21 protein-coding genes and 2 pseudogenes are annotated in these 21,913 nt (G+C 49.2%); 13 read left to right on the forward strand and 10 right to left on the reverse strand.

All coding sequences use genetic code 11. The features are described 5' to 3' along the window. Nucleotides 1-23: 23 nt before the first annotated feature. Nucleotides 24-878: a DNA adenine methylase gene (locus NSB03_RS06280; protein ID WP_024988607.1), complete on the forward strand. Its 855-nt coding sequence runs from the start codon at nt 24-26 to the stop codon at nt 876-878. A gap of 212 nt (nt 879-1,090) precedes the next feature. Here the strand turns inward: NSB03_RS06280 and NSB03_RS06285 are convergent. Further along, nucleotides 1,091-1,729: pseudogene (locus NSB03_RS06285) on the reverse strand (tyrosine-type recombinase/integrase); the annotation flags it as partial. Between the two features lie 157 nt (nt 1,730-1,886). On the opposite strand from NSB03_RS06285, the pseudogene NSB03_RS06290 reads away from it, so the two are divergent. From NSB03_RS06290 to NSB03_RS06300, 3 genes and pseudogenes are all read left to right on the forward strand, one after another. After that, nucleotides 1,887-3,836: pseudogene (locus NSB03_RS06290) on the forward strand (helicase-like domain-containing protein); the annotation flags it as partial. An 892-nt stretch (nt 3,837-4,728) separates the two neighbouring features. Further along, on the forward strand, nt 4,729-5,136 hold the full coding sequence (locus NSB03_RS06295; protein ID WP_135038525.1) for a hypothetical protein: 408 nt from the start codon (nt 4,729-4,731) through the stop codon (nt 5,134-5,136). 37 nt (nt 5,137-5,173) lie between these two features. Continuing rightward, the gene (locus tag NSB03_RS06300) at nt 5,174-5,680 is read left to right on the forward strand and encodes an SLOG family protein (RefSeq protein WP_128824351.1); all 507 of its coding nucleotides are present in this window, start codon (nt 5,174-5,176) and stop codon (nt 5,678-5,680) included. 95 nt (nt 5,681-5,775) lie between these two features. Here NSB03_RS06300 and NSB03_RS06305 read toward each other — a convergent pair whose 3' ends face one another. Continuing rightward, a complete protein-coding gene (locus NSB03_RS06305) occupies nt 5,776-6,057 on the reverse strand; it encodes a hypothetical protein (RefSeq protein ID WP_128824352.1) in 282 nt (93 codons plus the stop codon). A 56-nt stretch (nt 6,058-6,113) separates the two neighbouring features. Here NSB03_RS06305 and NSB03_RS06310 point away from each other — a divergent pair, with 56 nt between their 5' ends. The 9 genes from NSB03_RS06310 to NSB03_RS06350 all read left to right on the forward strand — a co-directional run bounded on the left by NSB03_RS06310 (nt 6,114) and on the right by NSB03_RS06350 (nt 14,042). After that, the gene (locus tag NSB03_RS06310) at nt 6,114-6,527 is read left to right on the forward strand and encodes a single-stranded DNA-binding protein (protein ID WP_024987464.1); all 414 of its coding nucleotides are present in this window, start codon (nt 6,114-6,116) and stop codon (nt 6,525-6,527) included. Nucleotides 6,528-6,637: 110 nt separating this feature from the next. Continuing rightward, nucleotides 6,638-7,096: a hypothetical protein gene (locus tag NSB03_RS06315; protein ID WP_024987465.1), complete on the forward strand. Its 459-nt coding sequence runs from the start codon at nt 6,638-6,640 to the stop codon at nt 7,094-7,096. Nucleotides 7,097-7,555: 459 nt separating this feature from the next. Further along, the gene (locus NSB03_RS06320) at nt 7,556-7,807 is read left to right on the forward strand and encodes a hypothetical protein (protein WP_024987466.1); all 252 of its coding nucleotides are present in this window, start codon (nt 7,556-7,558) and stop codon (nt 7,805-7,807) included. A 41-nt stretch (nt 7,808-7,848) separates the two neighbouring features. Then, entirely contained in the window at nt 7,849-9,609 is a 1,761-nt protein-coding gene (locus tag NSB03_RS06325) for a ParB/RepB/Spo0J family partition protein (protein ID WP_024987467.1), read from the forward strand. A gap of 486 nt (nt 9,610-10,095) precedes the next feature. After that, entirely contained in the window at nt 10,096-10,608 is a 513-nt protein-coding gene (locus NSB03_RS06330; protein WP_024987468.1) for a DUF4313 domain-containing protein, read from the forward strand. 594 nt (nt 10,609-11,202) lie between these two features. After that, the gene (locus tag NSB03_RS06335) at nt 11,203-11,481 is read left to right on the forward strand and encodes a hypothetical protein (RefSeq protein ID WP_024987469.1); all 279 of its coding nucleotides are present in this window, start codon (nt 11,203-11,205) and stop codon (nt 11,479-11,481) included. Between the two features lie 8 nt (nt 11,482-11,489). Further along, nucleotides 11,490-11,762: a hypothetical protein gene (locus tag NSB03_RS06340; protein WP_024987470.1), complete on the forward strand. Its 273-nt coding sequence runs from the start codon at nt 11,490-11,492 to the stop codon at nt 11,760-11,762. A gap of 39 nt (nt 11,763-11,801) precedes the next feature. Continuing rightward, nucleotides 11,802-12,176: a hypothetical protein gene (locus tag NSB03_RS06345; RefSeq protein WP_024987471.1), complete on the forward strand. Its 375-nt coding sequence runs from the start codon at nt 11,802-11,804 to the stop codon at nt 12,174-12,176. A gap of 213 nt (nt 12,177-12,389) precedes the next feature. Further along, on the forward strand, nt 12,390-14,042 hold the full coding sequence (locus NSB03_RS06350) for an RNA/DNA-binding domain-containing protein (RefSeq protein ID WP_024987472.1): 1,653 nt from the start codon (nt 12,390-12,392) through the stop codon (nt 14,040-14,042). A gap of 192 nt (nt 14,043-14,234) precedes the next feature. Here NSB03_RS06350 and NSB03_RS06355 read toward each other — a convergent pair whose 3' ends face one another. From NSB03_RS06355 to traM, 8 genes are read right to left on the reverse strand one after another with little or no spacing between them, the layout of a single operon-like run. Next, complete coding sequence (locus NSB03_RS06355; protein WP_135038523.1) at nt 14,235-16,421, reverse strand: type IV secretory system conjugative DNA transfer family protein; 2,187 nt, start codon at nt 16,419-16,421, stop codon at nt 14,235-14,237. Between the two features lie 8 nt (nt 16,422-16,429). Next, nucleotides 16,430-16,912, reverse strand: coding sequence for a hypothetical protein (locus NSB03_RS06360; protein WP_024987473.1), 483 nt, complete (start codon nt 16,910-16,912; stop codon nt 16,430-16,432). Between the two features lie 13 nt (nt 16,913-16,925). Continuing rightward, on the reverse strand, nt 16,926-17,597 hold the full coding sequence (locus NSB03_RS06365) for an Lcl C-terminal domain-containing protein (protein ID WP_128824355.1): 672 nt from the start codon (nt 17,595-17,597) through the stop codon (nt 16,926-16,928). A 7-nt stretch (nt 17,598-17,604) separates the two neighbouring features. Continuing rightward, the gene (locus NSB03_RS06370) at nt 17,605-18,117 is read right to left on the reverse strand and encodes a hypothetical protein (RefSeq protein WP_024987475.1); all 513 of its coding nucleotides are present in this window, start codon (nt 18,115-18,117) and stop codon (nt 17,605-17,607) included. Continuing rightward, nucleotides 18,114-18,965, reverse strand: a complete 852-nt coding sequence (traN, locus tag NSB03_RS06375) for a conjugative transposon protein TraN (RefSeq protein ID WP_024987476.1) — start codon at nt 18,963-18,965, stop codon at nt 18,114-18,116. Before traN ends, NSB03_RS06370 begins: the two co-directional genes overlap by 4 nt. 42 nt (nt 18,966-19,007) lie before the next feature. Continuing rightward, nucleotides 19,008-19,787, reverse strand: a complete 780-nt coding sequence (locus tag NSB03_RS06380; RefSeq protein WP_024987477.1) for a DNA-methyltransferase — start codon at nt 19,785-19,787, stop codon at nt 19,008-19,010. After that, nucleotides 19,781-20,716, reverse strand: a complete 936-nt coding sequence (locus NSB03_RS06385) for a hypothetical protein (protein WP_024987478.1) — start codon at nt 20,714-20,716, stop codon at nt 19,781-19,783. Before NSB03_RS06385 ends, NSB03_RS06380 begins: the two co-directional genes overlap by 7 nt. 1 nt (nt 20,717) lies before the next feature. After that, nucleotides 20,718-21,872 carry a conjugative transposon protein TraM gene (gene traM, locus NSB03_RS06390; RefSeq protein ID WP_024987479.1) on the reverse strand — a complete coding sequence of 385 codons (1,155 nt, stop codon included), beginning with the start codon at nt 21,870-21,872 and terminating at the stop codon, nt 20,718-20,720. Between the last annotated feature and the right edge of the window lie 41 nt (nt 21,873-21,913).

A 21,913-nucleotide genomic window follows, 5' to 3' on the forward strand; every position in this document is an offset into this window, starting at 1 on the left:
CGGCCGTTTTAAAGCAGAATGAAATGAAAAAGATGTATTTGTCCGCCCCGCTTCCTTTCGTGGGGCAGAAACGCATGTTTGCGAAGGAATTTATCAAGGTGCTGGGGCAGTTCCCAGACAGCACCGTGTTTGTGGACCTGTTTGGCGGCTCGGGCCTGCTGTCACATATTACTAAATGTATCAGGCCTGATGCCGTCGTTGTGTATAATGACTTCGACAACTATCGCCAGCGGCTTGCGAATATCCCGGCCACCAATGTGCTGTTATCCGATTTGCGCCGGATAGCTGAAGGGACACCCAGGGACAAACGTATAACCGGGGAGGCCCGTGAAAAGGTGTTCGCCCGTCTTGAAAGGGAGGAGAAGGAACGTGGCTATGTGGACTATATTACGCTGTCCTCGGCCCTGCTGTTTGCCATGAAGTACGTGCTCTCTCTGGAAGATATGAGGAAGGAGACACTTTACAATAATATCCGGCAGACAGACTATCCCGAAGCAAAGGATTATCTGGAAGGGCTGACTATAACCAGCGAAGACTACAAGGAAGTTTTCAAACGTTACAAGGATATTCCGGGTGTGGTGTTTCTGGTTGATCCGCCGTACCTTTCTACTGAAGTGGGGACTTACAAAATGTACTGGCGTCTGCCCGACTATCTGGATGTGCTGACTGTTCTGAAAGGACATCCGTTCGTGTACTTCACCTCGAACAAATCCTCCATCCTGGAATTGTGTGACTGGATAGATCGAAACCCGCTTATCGGTAGCCCGTTCAAGAACTGCCGGAAAGTGGAGTTCAATGCGCACATAAATTATAATTCCAAATACACGGACATGATGCTGTACACGAAGCCGGATGAAGTGTCAGGTATAGTAGCTTAACACTGCACAAAGATAGTGAATTATTTTGAATCTACAATGGCTTTTAAATGATATTTTAAGGTCGTTTAAAGAGGGTTCAAGTGAAAGTAAAACGGTGGGCTTTGGTCGTGCTAAATAGGATCGCGCTCACCATTTTTTTGTACGCGTCGTTTTTGTACTTTTTGAAACGCATCGTTTTTGTTAAGCGGCACGTCTGGTTTTTCCGGATTTATCAGTTCTTGCTCCGTAAGGTATTGAATGTTTTTCCGCATATTGGGTATGGACGGCAGGTATGCGATTATACGTTCAACGGATTTGCCATAGTGAGGCAAACAGGCTTTCAGCCCATATTCCACCGAATATTTGAGCGAATGGCCCATTTTCGGTTTTCTGTCTTTGGAAAACACTTCCAATACCGCATCTTCTGTTATTGATTCGAATGAGTACACTCCCATTTCCTGTAGCCGGAAGAAGAACGAAGATAGCGCATACTTCACATTTATTGAAAATTTGCAACGTCTGTCTACCATGTTGAAAGCCATGTCCGTTACATCCTTGTATTCTGCGCCGAGCAACTCATAGTGGTGAGGCTTGCTGTAGTGTTTGCAACCATCGGGTAATAATCCATTCTCAATATATTGGCAGATTACACGCAACAGGCGTACCTTGTTCCTGTAGGTATACTTGTTGGACCACAATTCTTTTAATGTCGGTTCAACGTCGGAGAAACTCTGCCATTTATAATGGTTAGCATTTTCCGATAGCCACTCAGCCATTTTCTTCACATAGCCTATGTACATGGCTGAATAACCGGTTTCTTGTAAATAAGAAACAAGCCCCTCGACTTTTTCATTCAGATTAAATATTTCCATAATCGCATCTTGTTTAAAAGTTATTCTACAATTATGACGGAATATAATCAGAACTGTTTACGGATCAAAACAAATGATTACTAAATAATTGAGTAATTTAATAGGAAACTCATAAAAGTTCTGATAATGGCTCAAATCCGGAATTTTGGATTTGAGCCACTGCTATAAAAATCTCATGTTCCAGACACGCCACACGAGGGTAGCCGGTATCGGCAATACGCAAGGCTCGCAAAGGGCGATGAACCTGCTGTTTGCCATTCGCGACATCCAGTACCGCACGGGCAGGGATTTGGGGGCTACGTTCCTGTCGGGTACGGTGGTCGTGAACGCGCTGACCGAGTTATACGTGATGTTCAAGTACCTGCGTCCGCAGGAACTCCGAAGCCAGCGCATCAGCTGCTTCGACGCATGGGCGGCGATATTCACCCAAAAGACAGCCGACTATGAACTGAGCGTAACGGGAAAGGTGAAACGCAAAGAACGTTTCCGCACCTACATCAAAGTGCCGGAATTGGCGACATTCCTGCGTGAGATTACCGATTACCGCACCGCCGACATGATAAACCTTGACGTGCCGGATAAAAACGTGCGCTTCCTTTCCAGCCCTCCGACCATTGAACAGGAAGAAATGATAGGGCGGCTTGTGGCCTTTGCAAATAGCGGAAATTGGGAAGATTTGGGGCTGGATATACCAGAGCCGGAGAACCTCAAGAAAGCGAAAATGCTTGTGGCTACCAACGTGGCACGCAAGATGTCCCTTGATATGCGATTGTTGGGCGAAAAATTCGGTGACAGCGAGGACAACAAGGCTTCTATCTGCGCACGGACGATTTACGACTATTACGTGCGTTCCAACGCCAACCGGGGTACGCAGTTTGTCTTCTCCGATCTTTCGACTTATAAGCCGGGCGAGTGGAACATTTACAGCGACATCAAGGACAAGCTGGTGCGCCTCGGCATTCCCGCCGATGAAATACGCTTCATTCAGTCCGTCCATTCCGAACCGGCGAGAAAGCGGCTGTTTGACGACATGAACGCTGGCAGGGTACGTGTGCTATTCGGTTCCACCTCAATGTTGGGAACAGGCGTAAACGCCCAGGAACGGGCGGTGGTGATACACCACCTCGATATACCTTGGGTTCCGGCGTACATGGAACAGCGCAACGGGCGGGCGGTACGAAAGGGTAACACCGTGAAATTCTGGGGCAACAACACCGTGGACGTGGTTATCTACGGCACGGAAAAAACACTTGATGGCTACAAGTTCAACCTGTTAAATAACAAGCAGATGTTCATTAACCAAATCAATAATGGTACGATTGCGGTGCGCCGTATAGACGAGGGTAGCATGGACGAACACAACGGCATGAACTTCGCTGAATTTGTCGCTATCCTCTCCGGCAATACCGACCTTTTGGAAAAGGCGAAGCTCGACAACAAGATTATGCAGCTCGAAAAGGAACAGGGCATTTTCAAGAAAGAGCGCATCCGTGCGGAGCGCAAGATGAATGCCGTGCAGGATGAAATGAAAAAAGCGGACGGCATGGTGGCACACATGAAGCGGGACATGGAGTACGTCGCTTCGTACACGGAAGAGCGTAGGACGCTGTTACTGAATCTGCCGCAGGCCACAGCCGAGGAGACCGGACGGGAGCTGCACCGCATCGCCAAGACCTACCGCAGCGGAGCATACGGCACGATAGGCACGTATGCCGGGATGAACCTGCTCGTGCATAGCGAGTACGGATTTGACGGGGTATTCGACCGCAATACGTTCCTCGTGGAGGGGATAAGCGGACTGAAATACCGGTGCGGAGTGTCCGGTGCGTTGCCGCTGGGATTTGCGGAATCGGCACAATATCCGCAGAACACGCTCGACAGGCTTCCGTCCATGATTGACGAGCAACGGCGGAAGATGGAGAAAATGCAGAAAGAAATACCCTCCTTGCAGGGTATCATCGCCCGCAAGTGGGACAAGTCGGACGAACTGGCAAGGCTCAAACAGGAGTGCAAGGAGTTGCAGCAGCGGATTGACGAGAGCCTGAAAGAGGCGGAACAGGAACAGGTACCGGTTTCCGAACTTAAAATCACCGACAAAGCGGCTTAACCATAATTCATATTTTAACCGTTCCCTCTGCATGGTCGTGATGACCGGGCAGGGGGATTTTTCGTGAGACAAACGCCAAAGGGCTGTTTGTCCTCGTGATACCCTTTTACACTCAAGGCCAAAATTATCCTTTCTCCTCCTGGCAAAGCAGGAATTTCGGTATTTACCCGAAAAATGTCAAGGTAGCCCCTTCCTTTTATATATCCCTCCGGATGGCTTTCCCACCCGGAATCAGCGGAATGTCTGTGCCGCAGCCCGCTCTGCATTACAAGACACGGGGGAGGCAAGGGCGGACAAACGCCGCCCTGCACGTGCCGTTTCAAGCCGGAGCTTCGGCACGCCGAAACAACACGGCATTTCACGGCATGTTCCGGATCGGCATGATGTTTCTCCGTCCTTTGCTGATCTCCCTATCGTGTCTTTTCATTCCGGGCCGGCTGTGGCAGGGGCAAACGGTGACACATCCGGTTCCATGACGGGCAGAGATCCTGCACGCCGGAATTCTTGCCTGTCACAGAATCGGAAGAGTCCCCTTTGTGTTTGCCCCGGCAGACCCTTGTCCGACCCGCCCGGCCGTACCTTAATCCTCCCTCTTTTACATACCTTTTATACACATCCTGTCTTTCCCCTTATATCGTCTCCCGAATTCTTCTTTCTGCTGGCCATGCCGTCCGGATTTGTCGGACGCAAAGGTCTGTCATCGTGTCTTAATTGTCCGGACTGAAATGTATTTCTTGAAAATTCTTCCTCTTACAGAGCGTAATTTTCAAGAAAGACCGTGCATATAAGACCTTCCGATGACGGTATCTCGGCATCCGCAAAATCCCGGAACGGCAGTACAAGAGCCGAGAACAGGGAAAATAAAGAAACAGAACTTAAAACCGATATGGTAATGGCAAAGAAAAAGGAAAGGAAAAAGACCTACAAGTTTATCGAGAAGCTGATAGACAAGGTGACGACCAGCAAGAGCAATAACACGGAGTTTGTCTGTTACGGACATCTGGTGGAGTTGTTGAGCTGTACGGAAGATTACGTTTCGGTCACGATATACAATACCTATGACCGTTACGAGGGAGAAATGGCGTACTTCGATTTCGACTACCTCACCAAAGAACTCCATTTTATCAGCTCCGAGGGCAAGGCATTGACAGAGAAGATTATCGCCATGTTCAGGATGTTCTATTCTCCCCGGCGCATCCGTGTCTCTTACGATGAACTCGAATACGAGGACGAGGATACCACGTATGAGTATGACGAAACGGACGAATACGCCCCGCCTGTCAAGCATCTGAACAAATAACAGAATTATTAACAGCAAAATCAAGATAGACAGCATTATGACTACAAATTTATTGAAATCAAATTCACAGGGCGTGCCGTCGGCGGCCTTTACAGGACACAGGCACATCCCTCACGTCAAATACCCGCAAATCAAAGGTCGGTTGAAAGTGGCTATATACAATGCCTATCTGCAAGGTGTCCGCAACTTCCGGTGTGGCATGGCGGTAGGCTTTGATATGCTTGCGGCAGAAGCCGTACTGGAACTAAAAGAGCAGTTGCATGACATTTCACTGTCGGCAATCCTACCTTATAGAAACCAAAGTGAACGCTTCGCCCCATCCGCACGGGAGAAATACAATGCCATTTTGGAAAAGGCAGACGATGTAACGGTACTCAGCGAGGATTATTACACGAGGTGTTTCCATGAGAGGAACGACTATATGATACGACACTCATCCCTGCTGATTGCCTATTTTGACGGAACCCCCAAAGGAGGGACATTCTACACGTACAACAAGGCCGCATCAAAAGGAGTACCTGTGAACAACCTCTATATTCCATGATACTACCTGTGGGTGAAAGGTAAAAATCCTTTCACTCACAAGGCACTGACTCTCCTTTTATAAACCGATTTTCTCCCTATTATAGCATCCCCATTTTATACCCGGCAGAGCCATCTTCCCTTTTCTATTATCTCCCTATTATCGCTTATCCGGCCCATTCCTGCCGTCGCCGGTTGGTTTTCCAGACGCAAATTTGGACTGCCGCGCTTGATTCCGTCGCTTTGAAGTGCATTTCCTGTAAAATTCTTCCTTTCTGCGAAAGAGTAATTTTCCGGAAAAAGCGTCGGAAACAGCTTGTTCGCCAGTCCCTGTAAAGCATCTGTAAATCCCAAGCGGTTCAGGCAGAAAGAAGAACCGAACAGAGGGATAAAAGACAAAAGACATTTTAGGTAATGGCAGGACCAACCACCTTGCCGCAAAACATTTTCAGTTTATGTTATACGTTCACACCATTGGCCGCATCGGCAAAGATTGCCAGGTCATCACAGGAGTACACGGCTCATTCATCGCTTTTGATATTGCCGTGGAGGATTATTCACACGGGAACAGCGTTACCACTTGGGTAAGGGTACGGAGCAAGAGGGAGAACCACATCCGCCTGTCCGAATACCTGACCAAGGGACGGCTACTGCTCATTGAGGGAACGCTCTCGGCCTCGTTGTGGAAAGACAAGGACGAAAACCACCAAATCCAGCTCTCCATTACGGCAGACACGCTGGAGTTCATCAACACCGGAAAACGGGAAGGCACGGCTTCCGACACGGGCAACACGACGGATGCGACAGGCGAGGTTCCCGCACCACCAGCCGACGCGCCGCAGGACGACAAGGACGACCTGCCGTTCTGATTGGGAGCGTAACGGAGTGTCTGGAAAAAGACAGGGAGTGAGGGGATTCCTCACTTCCCGCCTTTTATCCGACAATAGAAAAACAGATGTTTCACACGAAAGACAAGACGATGGACAAGAAAAATCACAATACGACCGGACGAACGGAAAGGCAGGTCGAAAAGTCCCTGATGGTTATCAATATCAGGCGGGAAATCATAGATGTCCTTCGGATAACGAACCGGCGTTTCATGTATGACCCGCAAACGGGAATTTTACTTTTAGGAGATGAAACATACGGCAAAAGCATCCGCAGCTCCCATGCGCAGGAGTTCCACGACTCCCAAGCGGGAGGCCGTTTTGATGACTATTTGCGCGGGTGGGTCGGCACATCAAGGCAATATCCCCGTGGGATTATTCATTTTGCCCCCGCTGTCAGCACGGAGCAGTTCGACAGGGGCTTCGACACGTTACAGATGTTCGCCCGGCTTGAAGGCATAAATGGCGATACCATTGTCAGGGGATTCTGCAGTCTGTCCGAAGTAAGGCTTAGCGAGATATTGCCTGCCACTCTCAAAGAAAATGCTTAATAGGCCGCAGGGATGTTATTTCTTCGGTGGTATCCAGTTATAAATCCACCCGTCGGTGGTTCCTTTTATACCTCTTCCTTTCCCTCTTCTCTTATACCTTGGCTGCGCCTCCTTATTCTTATATATAATCCTATCCGCCCTTTATAGCTTTGCCTTTATACCCTCTGCCCGTCGGCCATCCACCCTTTTCTATCCTCCCCATTATCGCTTATCCGGTCCATTCCTGCCGTCGCCGGTTGGTTTTCCAGACGCAAATTTGGACTGCCGCGCTTGATTCCGTCGCTTTGAAGTGCATTTCCTGTAAAATTCTTCCTTTCTGCGAAAGAGTAATTTTCCGGAAAAAGCGTCGGAAATAGCTTGTTCGTCAGTCCTGTAAAGCATCTGTAAATCCCAAGCGGTTCAGGCAGGAAAAAGAACCGAACAAAGGGAAAAGAAAAAACAACTCAAAATTAAAGAGATATGGATAAAATTAAATTGGTGGTTTTCAACGAATACGCATTGGGCTATATCATGCCCGAACAACCCGACAAAGTTTGCACGTTGGCTGATAGCGTACTGCGTGGCGCACCCTTTCGGGTAATGAACGAACCCTACTACATTGGGTCGAAAGATACCGTCAGACTGGCAGGAAAGCAGGACTTCGAGACCTTTCGGGTAGTATTCGATGGCTACGACAATCCGCAGGAGTACGAGTTTGACCCCAACCGATAGAAAGTGCAACATATTTATAAACCGTTAAAATTAAATGAATTATGGAGACAATGAACAACATTCAGTCAGTAGCAGAGAGAAACATCACTATGGTAGCATTGGCAAGCATTCAGCCGAGCGGTTACAATCCACGCAAGAACTTTGACGAGACGAGTCTCGCCGAACTTGCCGAGAGCATTCGTCAGCAAGGCGTGTTGCAGCCTATTGGGGTGCGCCCCATTGCGGACGACCGCATGGAAATCGTGTTCGGAGAACGCAGATACCGTGCTTCGCTCATGGCAGGATTGGAAGAGATACCGGCTATCGTCATGGAAATTTCGGACGAGACAGCCGAAGAAATGGCAGTAACGGAAAACTTACAACGCAAGGACGTTACGCCCATTGAGGAAGCGAACGCCTACCAAAAGCTCATAGAGAGCGGTCGCCATGATGTGCAGTCGTTGGCGGTGCAGTTCGGCAAGAACGAGAGCTATATCCGCACCCGTTTGAAATTCGTCTCCTTGATACCCGAAATCGCCCGACTTTTGGAACAGGACGAAATCACAATCAGCGTGGCGAGCGAGATTTGCCGTTATGGCGAAGACATCCAGCGTGAAGTGTACGACAAGCATTTGAAAGAGGGTACGATATACAATAGTTGGCGAGGGCTGAAAGCCTCCGATGTGGCAAAGAACATCGAACAGCATTATACGACTGACCTTGGGCGTTATTCATTCGACAAGACCCTTTGCCTGTCGTGTCCTCACAACACCAACAACATGATGTTGTTTTGCGAGGGCGGTTGCGGAAACTGCGCCAACCGTACTTGCCTTGCAGAAATGAACGCTTCGCACCTTACCGAGAAAGCCGTGCAGTTCATGGAACAATATCCCACCGTGTCCCTGTGCCACCAAGAGTACAACTACAACGAGACGGTTGTGGAACGTCTTACCGCTATGGGTTACGAGGTAGTCGAACTCAAGAATTATGCCACGGCATACCCCAAAACGCCCGTAGCACCCGAAAAGGAAGAATACGACACCACCGAGGAATACGAGGAAGCGCACGTGAAGTACGAGCAGGACTTCAGCGACTACGTGGAGCGGTGCAAGACAATCCACGAGCAGGCGGAAACAGGAAAGATAACGCTCTATATCCGTATTGAGCAGAAAGAGATTGTGCTCTGTTACTTGACGAATACCGCTTCCAATGCGAACGGAACGGACGGAGCGACTGAAAAACCGCTCTCTCCTGTGGAAAAGTTGGAGAAGCAGGACAAGCGCAACAAAGAGATAGCCCTTGAAAAGACCGTGGAGGACACCAAGAAACAGATTTTGGAAGTGGATATGTTGGAACGCAAGTTCGGACAGGACGAGGACAAGATGATTTATTTCTTCTTGCTTGCTTCACTCCGCAAGGAGCACTATGCCGAGGTCGGTCTTGAGGGAAAAGAACCTTATCACTACCTCACGGACGAGGAGAAAATGAACATCATCGCAAATCTCACCGCCAAGCAGAAAGCCGTTATCCGCAGGGATTTTCTGATTGCCAACTTCAAGGGCGCATACGGCAATAACGCCATTGCCACCCTCTTGCTTGACTTCGCCGAGAAGCATATGCCCGAAGAACTCGCCACTATCAAAAACGGACATAATGAGGTGTACGAGAAACGACACCAACGAATTGAGGAAAAGAAAGCCGTACTGCTCGTGCAGGAACAGGCGAAACAGGAAGCGGAAGACGTGCAACCCGAAACGGAAGCGCAACCCAAAGAACAGCCACAGCCCGAAACGGAGTTTCAGACGGAAGAAATCGCAGCATGACCCATGCGACTGCGCCAAAGGCGGGACGGAGAAATCCGTCCTGCTTTTTTTACGTACAAGCCTCCTTGCGAGAGCGACCGCAGGAGCAGCGGCCTTTTTTAGCTGCCACCGGCAGCCCCCATTTTTATCACTTCGTTTCCTTTTATACTGCAATGATTCCCTTTTGTACCGCTACAGCTTCGCCGTAGGCTCTCTGCCCGTCGGGACCCGCTTTTTCCGTTGCAAAGGTATTGCCCTGGAAGCACACCCAAGTACTGCTGACGCTATTTGAACATAATTTTCCGGCAGCTTTCCCGATTTCCAATCGTCCATATCTCGCAAACGCTCAATATCGCAACGATAAAATTCCGCCCAAATTCCTTGTTTGTTGTTTCCTTTTAGGCAATCTTTGGATGCACGTAAAAATCAGATCCCTACGGGAGAAGCCTGAAGGCTTCCGAAGAGAGGGAAAATAAAAAAAGTGTTCAACTACTAAACATGAAGAATATGGAAATTCAATTCGTTATCGTTCGTTCGGAAAACAGAGAGTATTTGTGTTACAAGGCAGAGGATGTGTATGTGGATGTCAGCAACCCTATGATGACCTTTACCGACGGTGAGGATGTCTTTGAAACCGTGGAGCCGGACTGCTCCCTCATGCGGAAAGAGTACGGGTTCAAAGGTGAGCGGTTCTACCTTGTGCCATGCTTCTACGGCAATGGCTGGCTGGCGCTCACACTGGCAAGCGTGGAAGATGAGCAGGAGTATATCGTGCTGTCTGTCAATCTGGAGGAAATGGACGCACTCGGTTTGCCCGACCGTACATTCATTGATGTGAACCATTATCCGGAAGCAATGGAGTTTTTGATTGCAAATGGTCTGGCAACTGATTCAGGGTATAGGCGCAGAAGCGGTTTTGTGGAATACCCGATGGCCACGCTCAATCTACCGCTTCTTTACCGGCATAACCCCCAGGTGTTCCAAAAAGCCAATATCGAGCAGTTTGAATATGAACCTTAAAGGGATAATACAAACAGACAGGGGGCAGATAAAAACGCCCTCTGTCTAAATAAATTAATGCAAGGTATTCCGACAAGCACGTATATACCCGTGCGCCTCCTTTATAACACTCCGGTTTCTCCCTCTTTTAGCCTCCGTTCCGACAACTTCTCTCCGTATTAAAGCCAATGGTTTTCCCTTTTGTAGCATAATAAAGTCGGCAGTAAAACAATTTTATTGCCGACTTTATATTATCCACCACGCCTTTTACGCGCGGTCATACCTTTATACCGCAACCGTTCAGACGCTCTATCGTCACTTATTTCCTTTTTTGAATCTCATCGTCTGCCTATTATAACTTTTCCTGGATTTGACACACCATGTCGTCCCCTGACTGCTTTTAGGATGCGAAGGTGGGCTGACGTGCTTGAACCCGACACTTTGAAGTGCATTTCCTGTAAAATTCTTCCTTGCCGGGCAAGCGTAATTTTCCGGAAAAAGTGTCGGTATGAGCTTACTCGTCAGCCCGTTTAAGCATCCGTAAAACCCGAACGGTCCCGACAAAGAGATGTCGAACAAAGGGGATTAAAAACAAATTATCAAAAATTCAAGACAATGGAAAAAGACATTAGAGAAAGTAGAGAATACCGCCTCGCCAAAGACTGGGAAATGGCGGTGAACAATTTCAGTTTCAATCCAAAACGGTTTGCAGCCGCTATTCCCGATATGCACCCTACACTGCAGCAGAGCCTTTATCGGCTTATCAAAGAGTGTATCGTGGTCATGGCTGACGATACACGCCGCTACGATGACCGCAATCGGGCGTCGCATGAGGAAGCGAAACGAATCATGGAGTACCTGAACGAAAACGGGCGTAACATCCCATTAAGATAAATACAGCTATGAGAACACAGGAAATTCAATTCGATGGCAACACATATGTATGCCGCGTCGTGAAATCAAACGAGGGCGAGGACCTTCTTATCGGTTCGACACAGTTGCTTGACACTTTGCAGCCCGGCAACTTCGAGGACAAGAACGAAGGCTTTGCCAGCAAAGAGGCAGAACAGCTTTACGATGAGATTTTCTTCTTCACAGACAAGGAAAATCTCAGGCTTCCAGATAACAAACTGATTGCCGAACTCAAGGAGAGCAATCTCGAATGGTTCGACTAAGAGAAATCACAATCAATAATCATCTAAGAATAAAAAGTTATGGAAAAAGAGTATGTAATGCAAATCGCACAGACTATTAGAGAACAGTTGCTCTCCTTAAATCCCGCACCCGTCATCATGTCATGGGGTATCGAAGAATTTGCCGCCACCACATACAGAGGGCTGCCGGCACTCCGCATCAAGGTGAACGGACGCCTGCACACCGGGTACATCATCGTGGCACTCAACGGCTCCGACTATAACGAGGTGTACCTTCAGAAAGATATGAAAGTGGAATGTATCAACGGGGAGGTGTGTTTCGACGAGCTGGGAGACGTCATCGACCGGGCTATCGAGAAAGGTACCGACCAAGCCGAGTACGACAGGTTCTGCGACCGGCAACGCGCCTTGTTGTTGAGTGGACAATACGCTTGACAACCCGCCGTCCACAGTTCTCACCGCCCGTACAACATAGTAAGGGCGGTGTTTTCGTTTGCGATTGGATATATCCAAGCCGCAATATCCAGTTATATACCACTGTCATAATTGAATATCTTATACATCCGTTTGTAATTTAGGCGAATATCATTCGTTTCTCCCTTATTTTTTTGTACTTTTGTAAAATATTTCAGTCAGAGACAACATTTTATGGAAATGACGATTGCAGAATTACAGAAATTACGCGAAAGCGAAGACCATATAGAATTTAAGGAGGCGAAACGAAACTATCCGTTTGCCGGAGGAAAACATATCGATCCGAAAGAAAGGCGGCGGTGTGTATTGGGATATATTGTGGCTTTGGCCAATGAGAAAGGCGGACGTCTGGTATTAGGTATGGCAGACCACATACCTCATGCAGTTGTCGGTTCGGATTTTGCACAAGGGAAAGAGGGAGAACTTGTAGATGAAATTTACAAACGTTTGGGTATAAGGATAGAAACGACGGAACTTTATGAGGATGCCAAGCGTGTGCTTGTCATTTCTGTTCCATCGCGTCCAGTTGGTCGGCTGTTGCGTTTCGAGGGTGTACCTCTGATGCGTACAGGAGAAAGCCTACGTGAAATGTCCGATGCAGAGATATTCAAAATACTATCTGAACAGGAACCGGATTTTTCAGCCAAAGTATGCGAAGGGCTTGTCATAGAGGATTTGGATAAAGAGGCAATAGCGGAAATGAAAAACCAATATGCCCGTAAGCAGGAGAATCCGCTTTTCCGAAACTATCCCGATGAACAGGTGTTGTCGGATTTGGATCTGTTAAAAGACGGAAAGCTGAATTATGCGGCACTTATCCTGCTTGGTAAGTCTGAAGCCATACGAAAGTATTTGCCACAGAATAATATTGTCGTTGAGTTTAGAATGTATCACTCTATGATACAATATACTGCACGCAAGGAGTTTCAGCTACCGTTATTCGTAGCGATAGATAAAGTCTGGGACTATATCAACCAGCCTGCAAGCAATCCGCTTCTGCATTACAATGATGGACCTTATATATTCGACATACCTTCGTTCAATAAAGAGGCAATCAGAGAAGCGATTCTGAATGCGTGCTGTCACCGTTCAATGTTGATTCAGAGCGATGTTGTCATCAAGCAATACCCCGACAGCATAACCATTACCAATGCCGGCGGTTTTCCTTCCGGAGTGGATATGAGCAACATATTGACGGTAAACAGTGTTCCGCGCAGCAAACTGATGAGCGAAATTTTGCAGAAGACAGGACTGGTGGAACGTTCCGGACAGGGAGTAGATAAGATGTTCTACAACTGCATTATGGAGGGTAAGGCACTGCCGGACTATTCGGACACAGACCCGTATCAAGTCAGCCTTACGTTCAAGGCGCCCATACTGGATGCAGCTTTTATTATTTTCATCCGAAATGAGCAAAACAGAAGAAACCCTGCCGAACAGTTGAATGTCTTTGAGTTGCTGACCTTGTACAAAGTCGCAATGAGGGATTACGAAGGACTGGAAGGGCATATCCTACGGAAATTATCTGAAGAGGGGCTTATCATAGACGAAAACGGTTTTTACCGTTTGTCTGATGATTACCGCAATGAGGCAGTTGAAAAACTGAAGGGGCTGAATATGAACCACCTTAAAATGGTTTCTGACAGTTTCCGTAAAAATGGTTTTATCAGCCGTACTATTCTTAATGACGTATTTACAGATATATTGTCAGACAGACAAGTTCGAGCGTTTATCTCAAAAATGGAAGAAGTGGGTATTATACAGAAAGAGAGTGCAGGCAAATATACCCGTTATGCAAAAACACAAGAATTTCCTTCATTCAATTAATGTCCGCAAGAGCCATCTTTTTGTCCGCAAGATTATAACTTGTTGATTATAAGATATTTTTCAAATGTCCGCAAGAACTATTTTTTTGTCCGCAAGACTTTTTATAATGGATTGAAGTTATAGAAACACCTGCAATACTCACAATGATATTGCAGGTGTTTCACATTTCTATTACCCTCAGGAATCCGACGGTTATTTCGCCCCACGCTTGTTTTGTACGTCCTTTATCATCTCCTTCACATCCTGACCCACCTGTACAAAATTCTTATAAAGTATGCGTTCCCGCTCGTCCCGTGACTTGAAGGTGTAGAATTTCGGTAGTGGCACATACGCCGCTTCCTCTCTCTTTATCTCCCTCATGTCGAAATCCGTCTTACAGAAGAACTTTGATGTCTTGAACTCGTCCGCTTCCTGGATATTCATCGAACCGCCCACACCGGTTTTCGTCTTCATGAAATCCCTTGCCGTCTGTCCGCATATCCACCCCGTCGGCATATCCGAAATCTTCGATGCCGGCACGAGGCTGTCCATGTTTTCGTTCAAGTTGATTGAGGTTTTGTCCCGGTCGATCGTCACACCCTTCTTGATTTGCACCACCTTTCCGAAGATGTCGCTTGACAGCCATTCGAGCGTCTCTTTCGCCCGCGCCGAACCACTCACCACGTTACCGACGGTCGTGATAATCTTCTGCATACCCACCTTGCCGTAATCGGCCTCCAGCTGCGGCAGCTCCTGAAAGCCAAGCGTAACGCTCACCTTATTGCTTCGCGCCGTACCGATCAACCGGTCTATCTTGTGAAAATACAGGGTCGGCAACTCATCCACGATGATGCTCACCGGGATATTCTTCCCTTGACCGGTATTCACACGGGTAACGAGACGGTTCAATATCAATGCGTTCAGCGCACCGATGATTGACTCCATTTCCGGGTCATTGGCTATCAGCAGGTAGCTCGGGTTCTTCGGGTCGCTCACTTTCAGGTCGAAGTCGTCCCCGTCCTTGTGGAACACCCAGTAGCTCTCCTTGGTTGCCAGTCGGGACGTATAGACGCGTAGCGTACCTATCATGCCTTCCAATTGCTCCATCGCGCGATTCTTCAAAGCAGTCTGGAACGGGCCGAGTAGCGGAGCCACCTCGTTGTCCGTCTCCAGCACCTCAAAGATAGTCTGGTAGCTTTCGTTCAAGAACGAGAGGATGTGCGGCATATCCGAATATTTCCCCAGCCAGTAGGCAGGTTCCACGATGTTGCCACCTTCACGGTCGCGCACGATGCCCGTTGGTTTCCAAAACTTCGTCTGCGAGTCCTGCCGTTTTTCCGCATACAGCATATTGCCGTCCTTGTCGTAGGGTTCCTTCTCGTAGTTCACGAAGAAGTAGATGCAGGCGGCGAGGAAGTTCACCGCCGAGGTCTGGAAGAACTGGTCCGAACCGCCGCCGCCTTCTTTCTTCCCTTTCTGCAGTGATTCCAACAGCGTTTCCGCTGTTTCGCTTGCCGCTGCGAGGTTGTTGATGTACTTCGCCTGAATCGGGTTCACACGGCGGCTGTACTCCACATCCACGAAATTGATGATGTTGAACTTGCAACCCTCGGGTATCTTGCCCAGCTTCTGGTTTTTCTTGTAGTGGTAGTACAGTTTGGTGGCCAGCGTCGGAAACTTGTAATCATAAACGACCATCGCGAAGCCCTTTGCACTATGTTGCCGGATGAACGGCTCAATAAGCGAAAATGTTTTACCGCTACCTGGTGTTCCAACCACCCATGTACCACGAAAACAGTTTGTTATATTCACAAATCCTTTTCTAAATTTCCCCTTGTAATAGTATCGCATCGGGATATTTACACTGTACCGGTTCTCTATCAGCTCCTCGCATTGTTCAAAACTTTCGTTTTCCAAATTAAAGCGGTCTTTCATCAGCCCCTCCTTGAGGAACTTCGATATGTTGTCCAGTGCGATATGCACGAGGATGACCCCCACGAGGGAAACGACCATATAAAAGATGATGTTCAGCGGCAGTGTGTAGAGACGCGTTTCCATAGGATGATTGAACAACCACACGGACAGCACAAGCAGCGCAAAGCCGCTCACGAGCGGGTATAGTACCTGCCGACGGGCATCGAACTCCAGATGTTTTTTGCTCCGCGTGCCGATACAGGTGATACAGATAAGCAGCACCGTGGCGACTTTGCTGTACACCAGATTACCGTCGTTGTAGATCATCCACTGCTTGATGCGCCCGTGAATATCAATCAGTATGCCGCCCCAATGGTCGAGTACCGCCGGGTCGATGGCATACTCGAAAAATTCCATCAGCACGGAGATGTAAACGACCGCGCGGAATATCCTGTAGAACCCTTGTAACTCTTTGCTCTCTTCCATGGCTGTAATCACTTCTTTTTAATACCCCAAAGGACATGGATGTGAGGCCAGTGTATGCGGTCGTCCTCGGTAAGCTGGCAGACATGGGTAACCGCATATAGAGGTTCAAGTCCCATAGGGTTATCTATTACGGAAGCACGCATTTCCGCCGTAAAATTCTCAAGGAACTTCCGTATGGCATCGTCGGGACCGTCGGTCATAAAGTCGATGAAGCCGTTGAACAGTTCTTCATTGACGTAGTAGAGCTGGCCTACGAAAATATCATGGTAACGGTCGATGCGGCTGTTCCATTCCTTCCGTATTTCCTCTCTGCGCTTCTTTACGGAAGAAAGCCTCTTGCAGCATTCGGTTCCGTCATCGAGGAATATGAAATTTATGAAAACTTCCTCCGGCGGCAGGCATTTGCATCTCAGCAGATACCCGAAAAATCCTTTGTCCGGATGTGCTATGTCCATATACTGTGGCACCTTGAAATCTTTGATTCCGTTCATAGTTGTCATAAGTTTATTTGTTGATGGTTATAATGGGGCGCACCCGGTGCGCCTGTGTCTTGGGCGTCTCTTGCATGGCTCCGCTGCCCATTGAATAAAGCCATGCCTTTGCCGTCTGTTGTCCCTCCACTTCCGTTGAAGTCCAGTACCAGCAGTTGTCCGGAACTTGCGGCAACGGATCGCCGCCACATCTCTCTATGACAGGATTGACGGTCACACGGGCCGCGTACAGCAACCGGGCCTGTGCCACCGAGGGCACGTAGGCACTCTGTCCGTATCTCCACAGGTCGAACACCGCTTCGGCCATCGGCGAAGCCGTTTCCCTGGTATCGTATAGCGCGAAGGTGTTCGCATTCCCGTCATACGCCGTAATGTCCGCCGACGTGCCTTGCTGGATGCCGAGACTGTCAGCGAATGCCTGCGGTGCGATGTCCCACAGATAGACCGCATAGCCGTCACCCTCCGTTTCCCCGTGAGGGTCGGTATGGAAAACGACGGCAATCGCCTGTTTTCCGGATTGCTCATACTCACTATATGACAAGGCCGTACCGTCCGTGCATAGGACATGGCCCGGACGTACCGCCGTGTCGGGCACCTCTATATGCGCATCACAGGCGGCAACGGCAATCGCCATGACGACAGCCGGCACGGTCCGACACGCTTTTCTGATAATGTTCTGTCTCATCTTTCCCTTATTTTATCGGTAGTTTCACTCCAAGCACGATACCTGCACGAAACAGGTCTGCGCCTTTTATCATCACATCTCCCTTGGCCTGCCAGTAAAGCGTCCAGCCTGAGCGCAGCACATAGTTGTGCTCGTAGCCGAAATGCAGGCCGGCCAGAAACTTTTTCGTATCACTCCCTGCCGAAGCCCCGATACGCAGGTTGCCGTAGTGGTTGCGTCCTCTTGAGACGTTGGGCTTGTAAGCCACACCGAACCCATAAGTGCGATAGTTCTGCCAGAAAGATTCCGGGCATATATGGCCGCACGAGCCGCATTCCTTCCATTGCAGGTAACCGTTGGCGAAGAACTCCCACGCATGGCGGTAGTTCATCTCATGCTCGTAGGCGAGCGTCACGTCCATGCCGTTCTTATACAGTGCCCCCACGCCAAGCGAGAGGCGGCCGCTGCCTTGCTGTGCGCTCGCGTTCAGGGCGAAACACACGCAGGCGAGAATAAGGATAACCGTTTTCTTCATGCTCATTCCTCCTCCAGCAGGGTTATGTTGAACGAATCGGCCGCCAGCACATCTTCATAGTCGATGTTCAGGCATATGTTACGACCGCTAATCTGCTTCTCCGTCATTTCGACGGTCAGTATCTTGTCGTTGGGGAAGGTCATTTTTTTCACCACAATCACGTTGCGGTAGCCGTGCCGGAACACCTTGCCGCCCTCCAGCACCAGCGTGGGCGTCAGTTCGACGACTTGTGCATTGGTCGCTTTGGATAGTTTCTTGTCCGCGAGCTTCACCCGTATCTCGTCGATGTCGAAACGGATGTTCGTCTTGTTATCCACGGAGAAGTCTATGAAGAAGTAATCGCCCACGGCGTAAATGTTGTTCAGCCGCATCGTCATGCGATGTGCCTTGGTTGCCACATTGCGAATCTTTGCGGGCGAGTTCCAGATACGCCTTGCGAAGCGGATCATCTCTGCTGTGGACATCGAGACCGCCGGATTGTTGTAGGCGTCCCGTTCCCGTAACTCTATCTCTTTATCCGTTACCGCCTCCCGTACTCTTGTCGTGTAGAGCAACGCATATTGCGTGCGGTAGCGTTCCGTTACTATGGTCACGATGGCCAGCACTTCGCCGTCCTCATGTCCGCCTTCCTTCGGTTTCAGGCGGATGATGTTGTCTATGGGCTGGTCGCCCGCTACTTTCTCGGTGGAAATGTCCACGAAGCGGATTGGCTCCGAAGCTGTGATGACAGTCGTTACCTGCTCGTTCACCGTCAGTTGCTCCATCTCCTCGTATGTGCGCTGTGCCAGTACCTCATGGCCCGACAACAGCCCGACAGTGAGAAAAAATCCTGTTATCGTCCTTTTTAGATTCATATTCATATCGTTGATTTATTGATTTGTTTACTTCTTTTTTCCTCATTTCGTCCCGTCTTCACGCTCCAGTGCTTCCTGAATCCGCCGTTCGGCAATCTCACAATAGCCCGGATCAACCTCGAAGCCGATGTAATGCCGTCCCGTGCGGATGGCGGCAATGGCCGTCGTGCCCGAGCCTATGCAGTTGTCCAGTACCACATCCCCCTCATTGGTGTATGTGCGTATCAGGTATTCCATCAACGCCACAGGCTTTTGCGTTGGGTGATAGAACGCGCCTGTCTTGTGTTCTTTGGCTACGCTGATGACCGAAGTCGGATATTTGTCATCCGCCACACGCACCGGAACAAGTTTCATGTTACCATAGCAACGGTTCGTGAAATCGTTGCCCGATTTGCGCCGTCCGTGATTCCGTTGCTCCGGAAGGCACGGTGTCATCTGCGGATGATACACCGGTTGCCGGTCATAGAACACGATGATGTCCTCATGCTGCCGCAACGGCATACGCTTGGCGTTCAGGTGTCCTGTCACACGGTCTTTCCGCCAGACAAGGTTATACCGCCACATCCGGGGCTGCGACAGCATGAGCCTTGCCGAGAAGATACCCTGTGCGAACAGGATGATGGGGCAGCCGGGCTTGGCAATGCGCCGGTACTGCTCCCACAGGGCATCAAGCGGTATCTGCCTGTCCCATCCGGCCGAACCGTTCTTGCGGTTCAGCACACCGTATGGCATATCCGCTATCACCGCATCTATACACTTGTCCGGAAGCTCTTTCATCCCTTCGAGACAATCCTTATTATATATGATGTCGATCTTCAGCATACCGTTTTACTGTTGTTTGTCAGATAATATCCGCACTTAAACCCTTTCCTCGGAGAAAAATCGGGGAAAGTGCAGGACTTGAATATCATCGGTTTGTTGACATATTGTGCAAGGTCTTTTTCATACTGGGTCGGAACCCTGACATTATCAAAATCACGGTAAGGCATCACGAACGGCTTTATTCCCAGTTCGCGAAGCCGCTCGATACGGTACATATCCTGCTCGATGGTCGAATCATAGCCGACAAGCACATAGCACATCAGTTTGTATGGCTTGATGTATTTTGTTACTTCCCTCAGCTTGTCCGTGAGGTCAATCTGCGGCAGATCCCATGCGATATGTATGCTCTTGTGCAGCGGAAGTCTGTTGAGCCAGTACGCCTGTTCCTCATTCATAATCCGGACATCGACACCGTGCAGATTGACTTTCTGCTTGGCGTTAAGCAGATAATCCACGGCTTCCTTCCATGCCGGATTGGCAAAGAAATTATTGTCGAGGACTTCTATGTGCTTGCCGTTGGGATTGAGATTGACCGGAGTAACCGGTGCGATATATCCCTCTTTCTCACGGACAAGACAGAAAGGACATCTTCTGATACACCCCCTTGAAAAAAACTGGACGGAGAACGGGTATTGCGGATATAGCGAATAATCCATACCTGTGGATTCCTCTATTTCCTTTGGCAGTCTGGCTCCCACGTCGTAGCCGGTTCCCCCTCTTAGCATAACACCTGCCTTTATGCCGGTATAGTCATAGTCGGGGGTGAAGGTGAATATCTTGCTTGCAGCAACGATATCATATCTTTTCGCCGGAACAGCCCGTTCCGCGTCATAGCCTTTGCTCTTGTAATAGGCCGAGATACGCATCAGCGCAAAGTTTGGAAAGTTATGGCTGTCCACATCTATTATTCCTATATTCCTTTGTGCCATATTATCTGCTGTTGTTTGTCTCCCTGCCGTTCACCAGATAGACAAAAGTCCCGTATTTCAGCTTCACCTTGTTCTTCTTGATGGCCTTGCTGATGGCGTTGCTCGTTTTCTGGTAAGCATTGTTCACAGCCTGCATACCCCATTGGGCGAGGCTGTTTCCGTAAGTTCCCGTATTCATGCTCATGCTGCCCGACATGGCGCCGCTCGCCACATCCTTGCTCGTCTCCCTGAACTGGCTGTTGGGAACATACAGTCCCTCCATGCCGTCCGTATCGTAGAGCGAGAGGCTGACCTTGACCAGCTCGTCATTGACCAATATGCTGCCTATAGTCCCTTTCACGCGTCCGGAAGAAAAGCCGCTGACCGTGGCGTAAAGGTACGTACCCCGTTTGACCACGCTCTCGTTGATTTCGATATCGTCAAGCAGGCGCAGCCTGACGCGCGAGCCGTCCACGGCCTTGATGTCTTCGTCAATGATTGCCTGGATGAGTTTCGGTTCCTTGGCGTCTTTTGCCAGCGTGTTGAAGTAGTCGGAAGAGGTCTTTACCTTTTTCACCACCTCGCTGGCCTTGTCGTCCTCCGCCGGGACTTTGACCGAACGGCTCTCCTCGTCGATGGTTCCCTTGGCCTGCACCATCGTGTCCGGAGGGATAGCCGACAGGGTGCTGTCCGCTTCTGCCGGTGCAACTTCCCGTTGTCCTCTCAGCCTCGCCTCGGCGAGTGCCTTCTCCAGTTCCGCGAGAGCTTCTTGCTCCCGCTTCTTGGCATCGGCAGCTTGCGCCACCAGAGCCTTTTCCTGCTCCTGCTCGCCGAGCAGGGCGATGTCGTCTTGCGTGTATTGCGATTCATACTCCTCCTTGTTGTCTGTAGGTTCGTCCCTGTCAATGTTGTCCACGGCAGAATAGTCCTGTATCTTACCCCATGACTTGGCCATGTTCTCGTACTTGCTGCCTATGCCGTCACCGCCCTTGATCTGTGCGTCAGGCAATCCGGGGTTCAGAAACTCGGTCGTCTGAAGCGTCTTGTTCGGAATCTCTGCCTTTTCGGTATGAAACAGGTCGAAGATGAAATAAGACGCAACCAGCAGCGGAACATAGAGTACGGCCGGAAGCATATACTTTGGTTGCCGGAAATTGATTCTCTTGATTATATCCATTGCTTATTACTGATTGATTTACGAATACTTATATTCGATAG

The organism is Bacteroides acidifaciens (genome assembly GCF_024623065.1).
Taxonomy (GTDB): domain Bacteria; phylum Bacteroidota; class Bacteroidia; order Bacteroidales; family Bacteroidaceae; genus Bacteroides; species Bacteroides acidifaciens.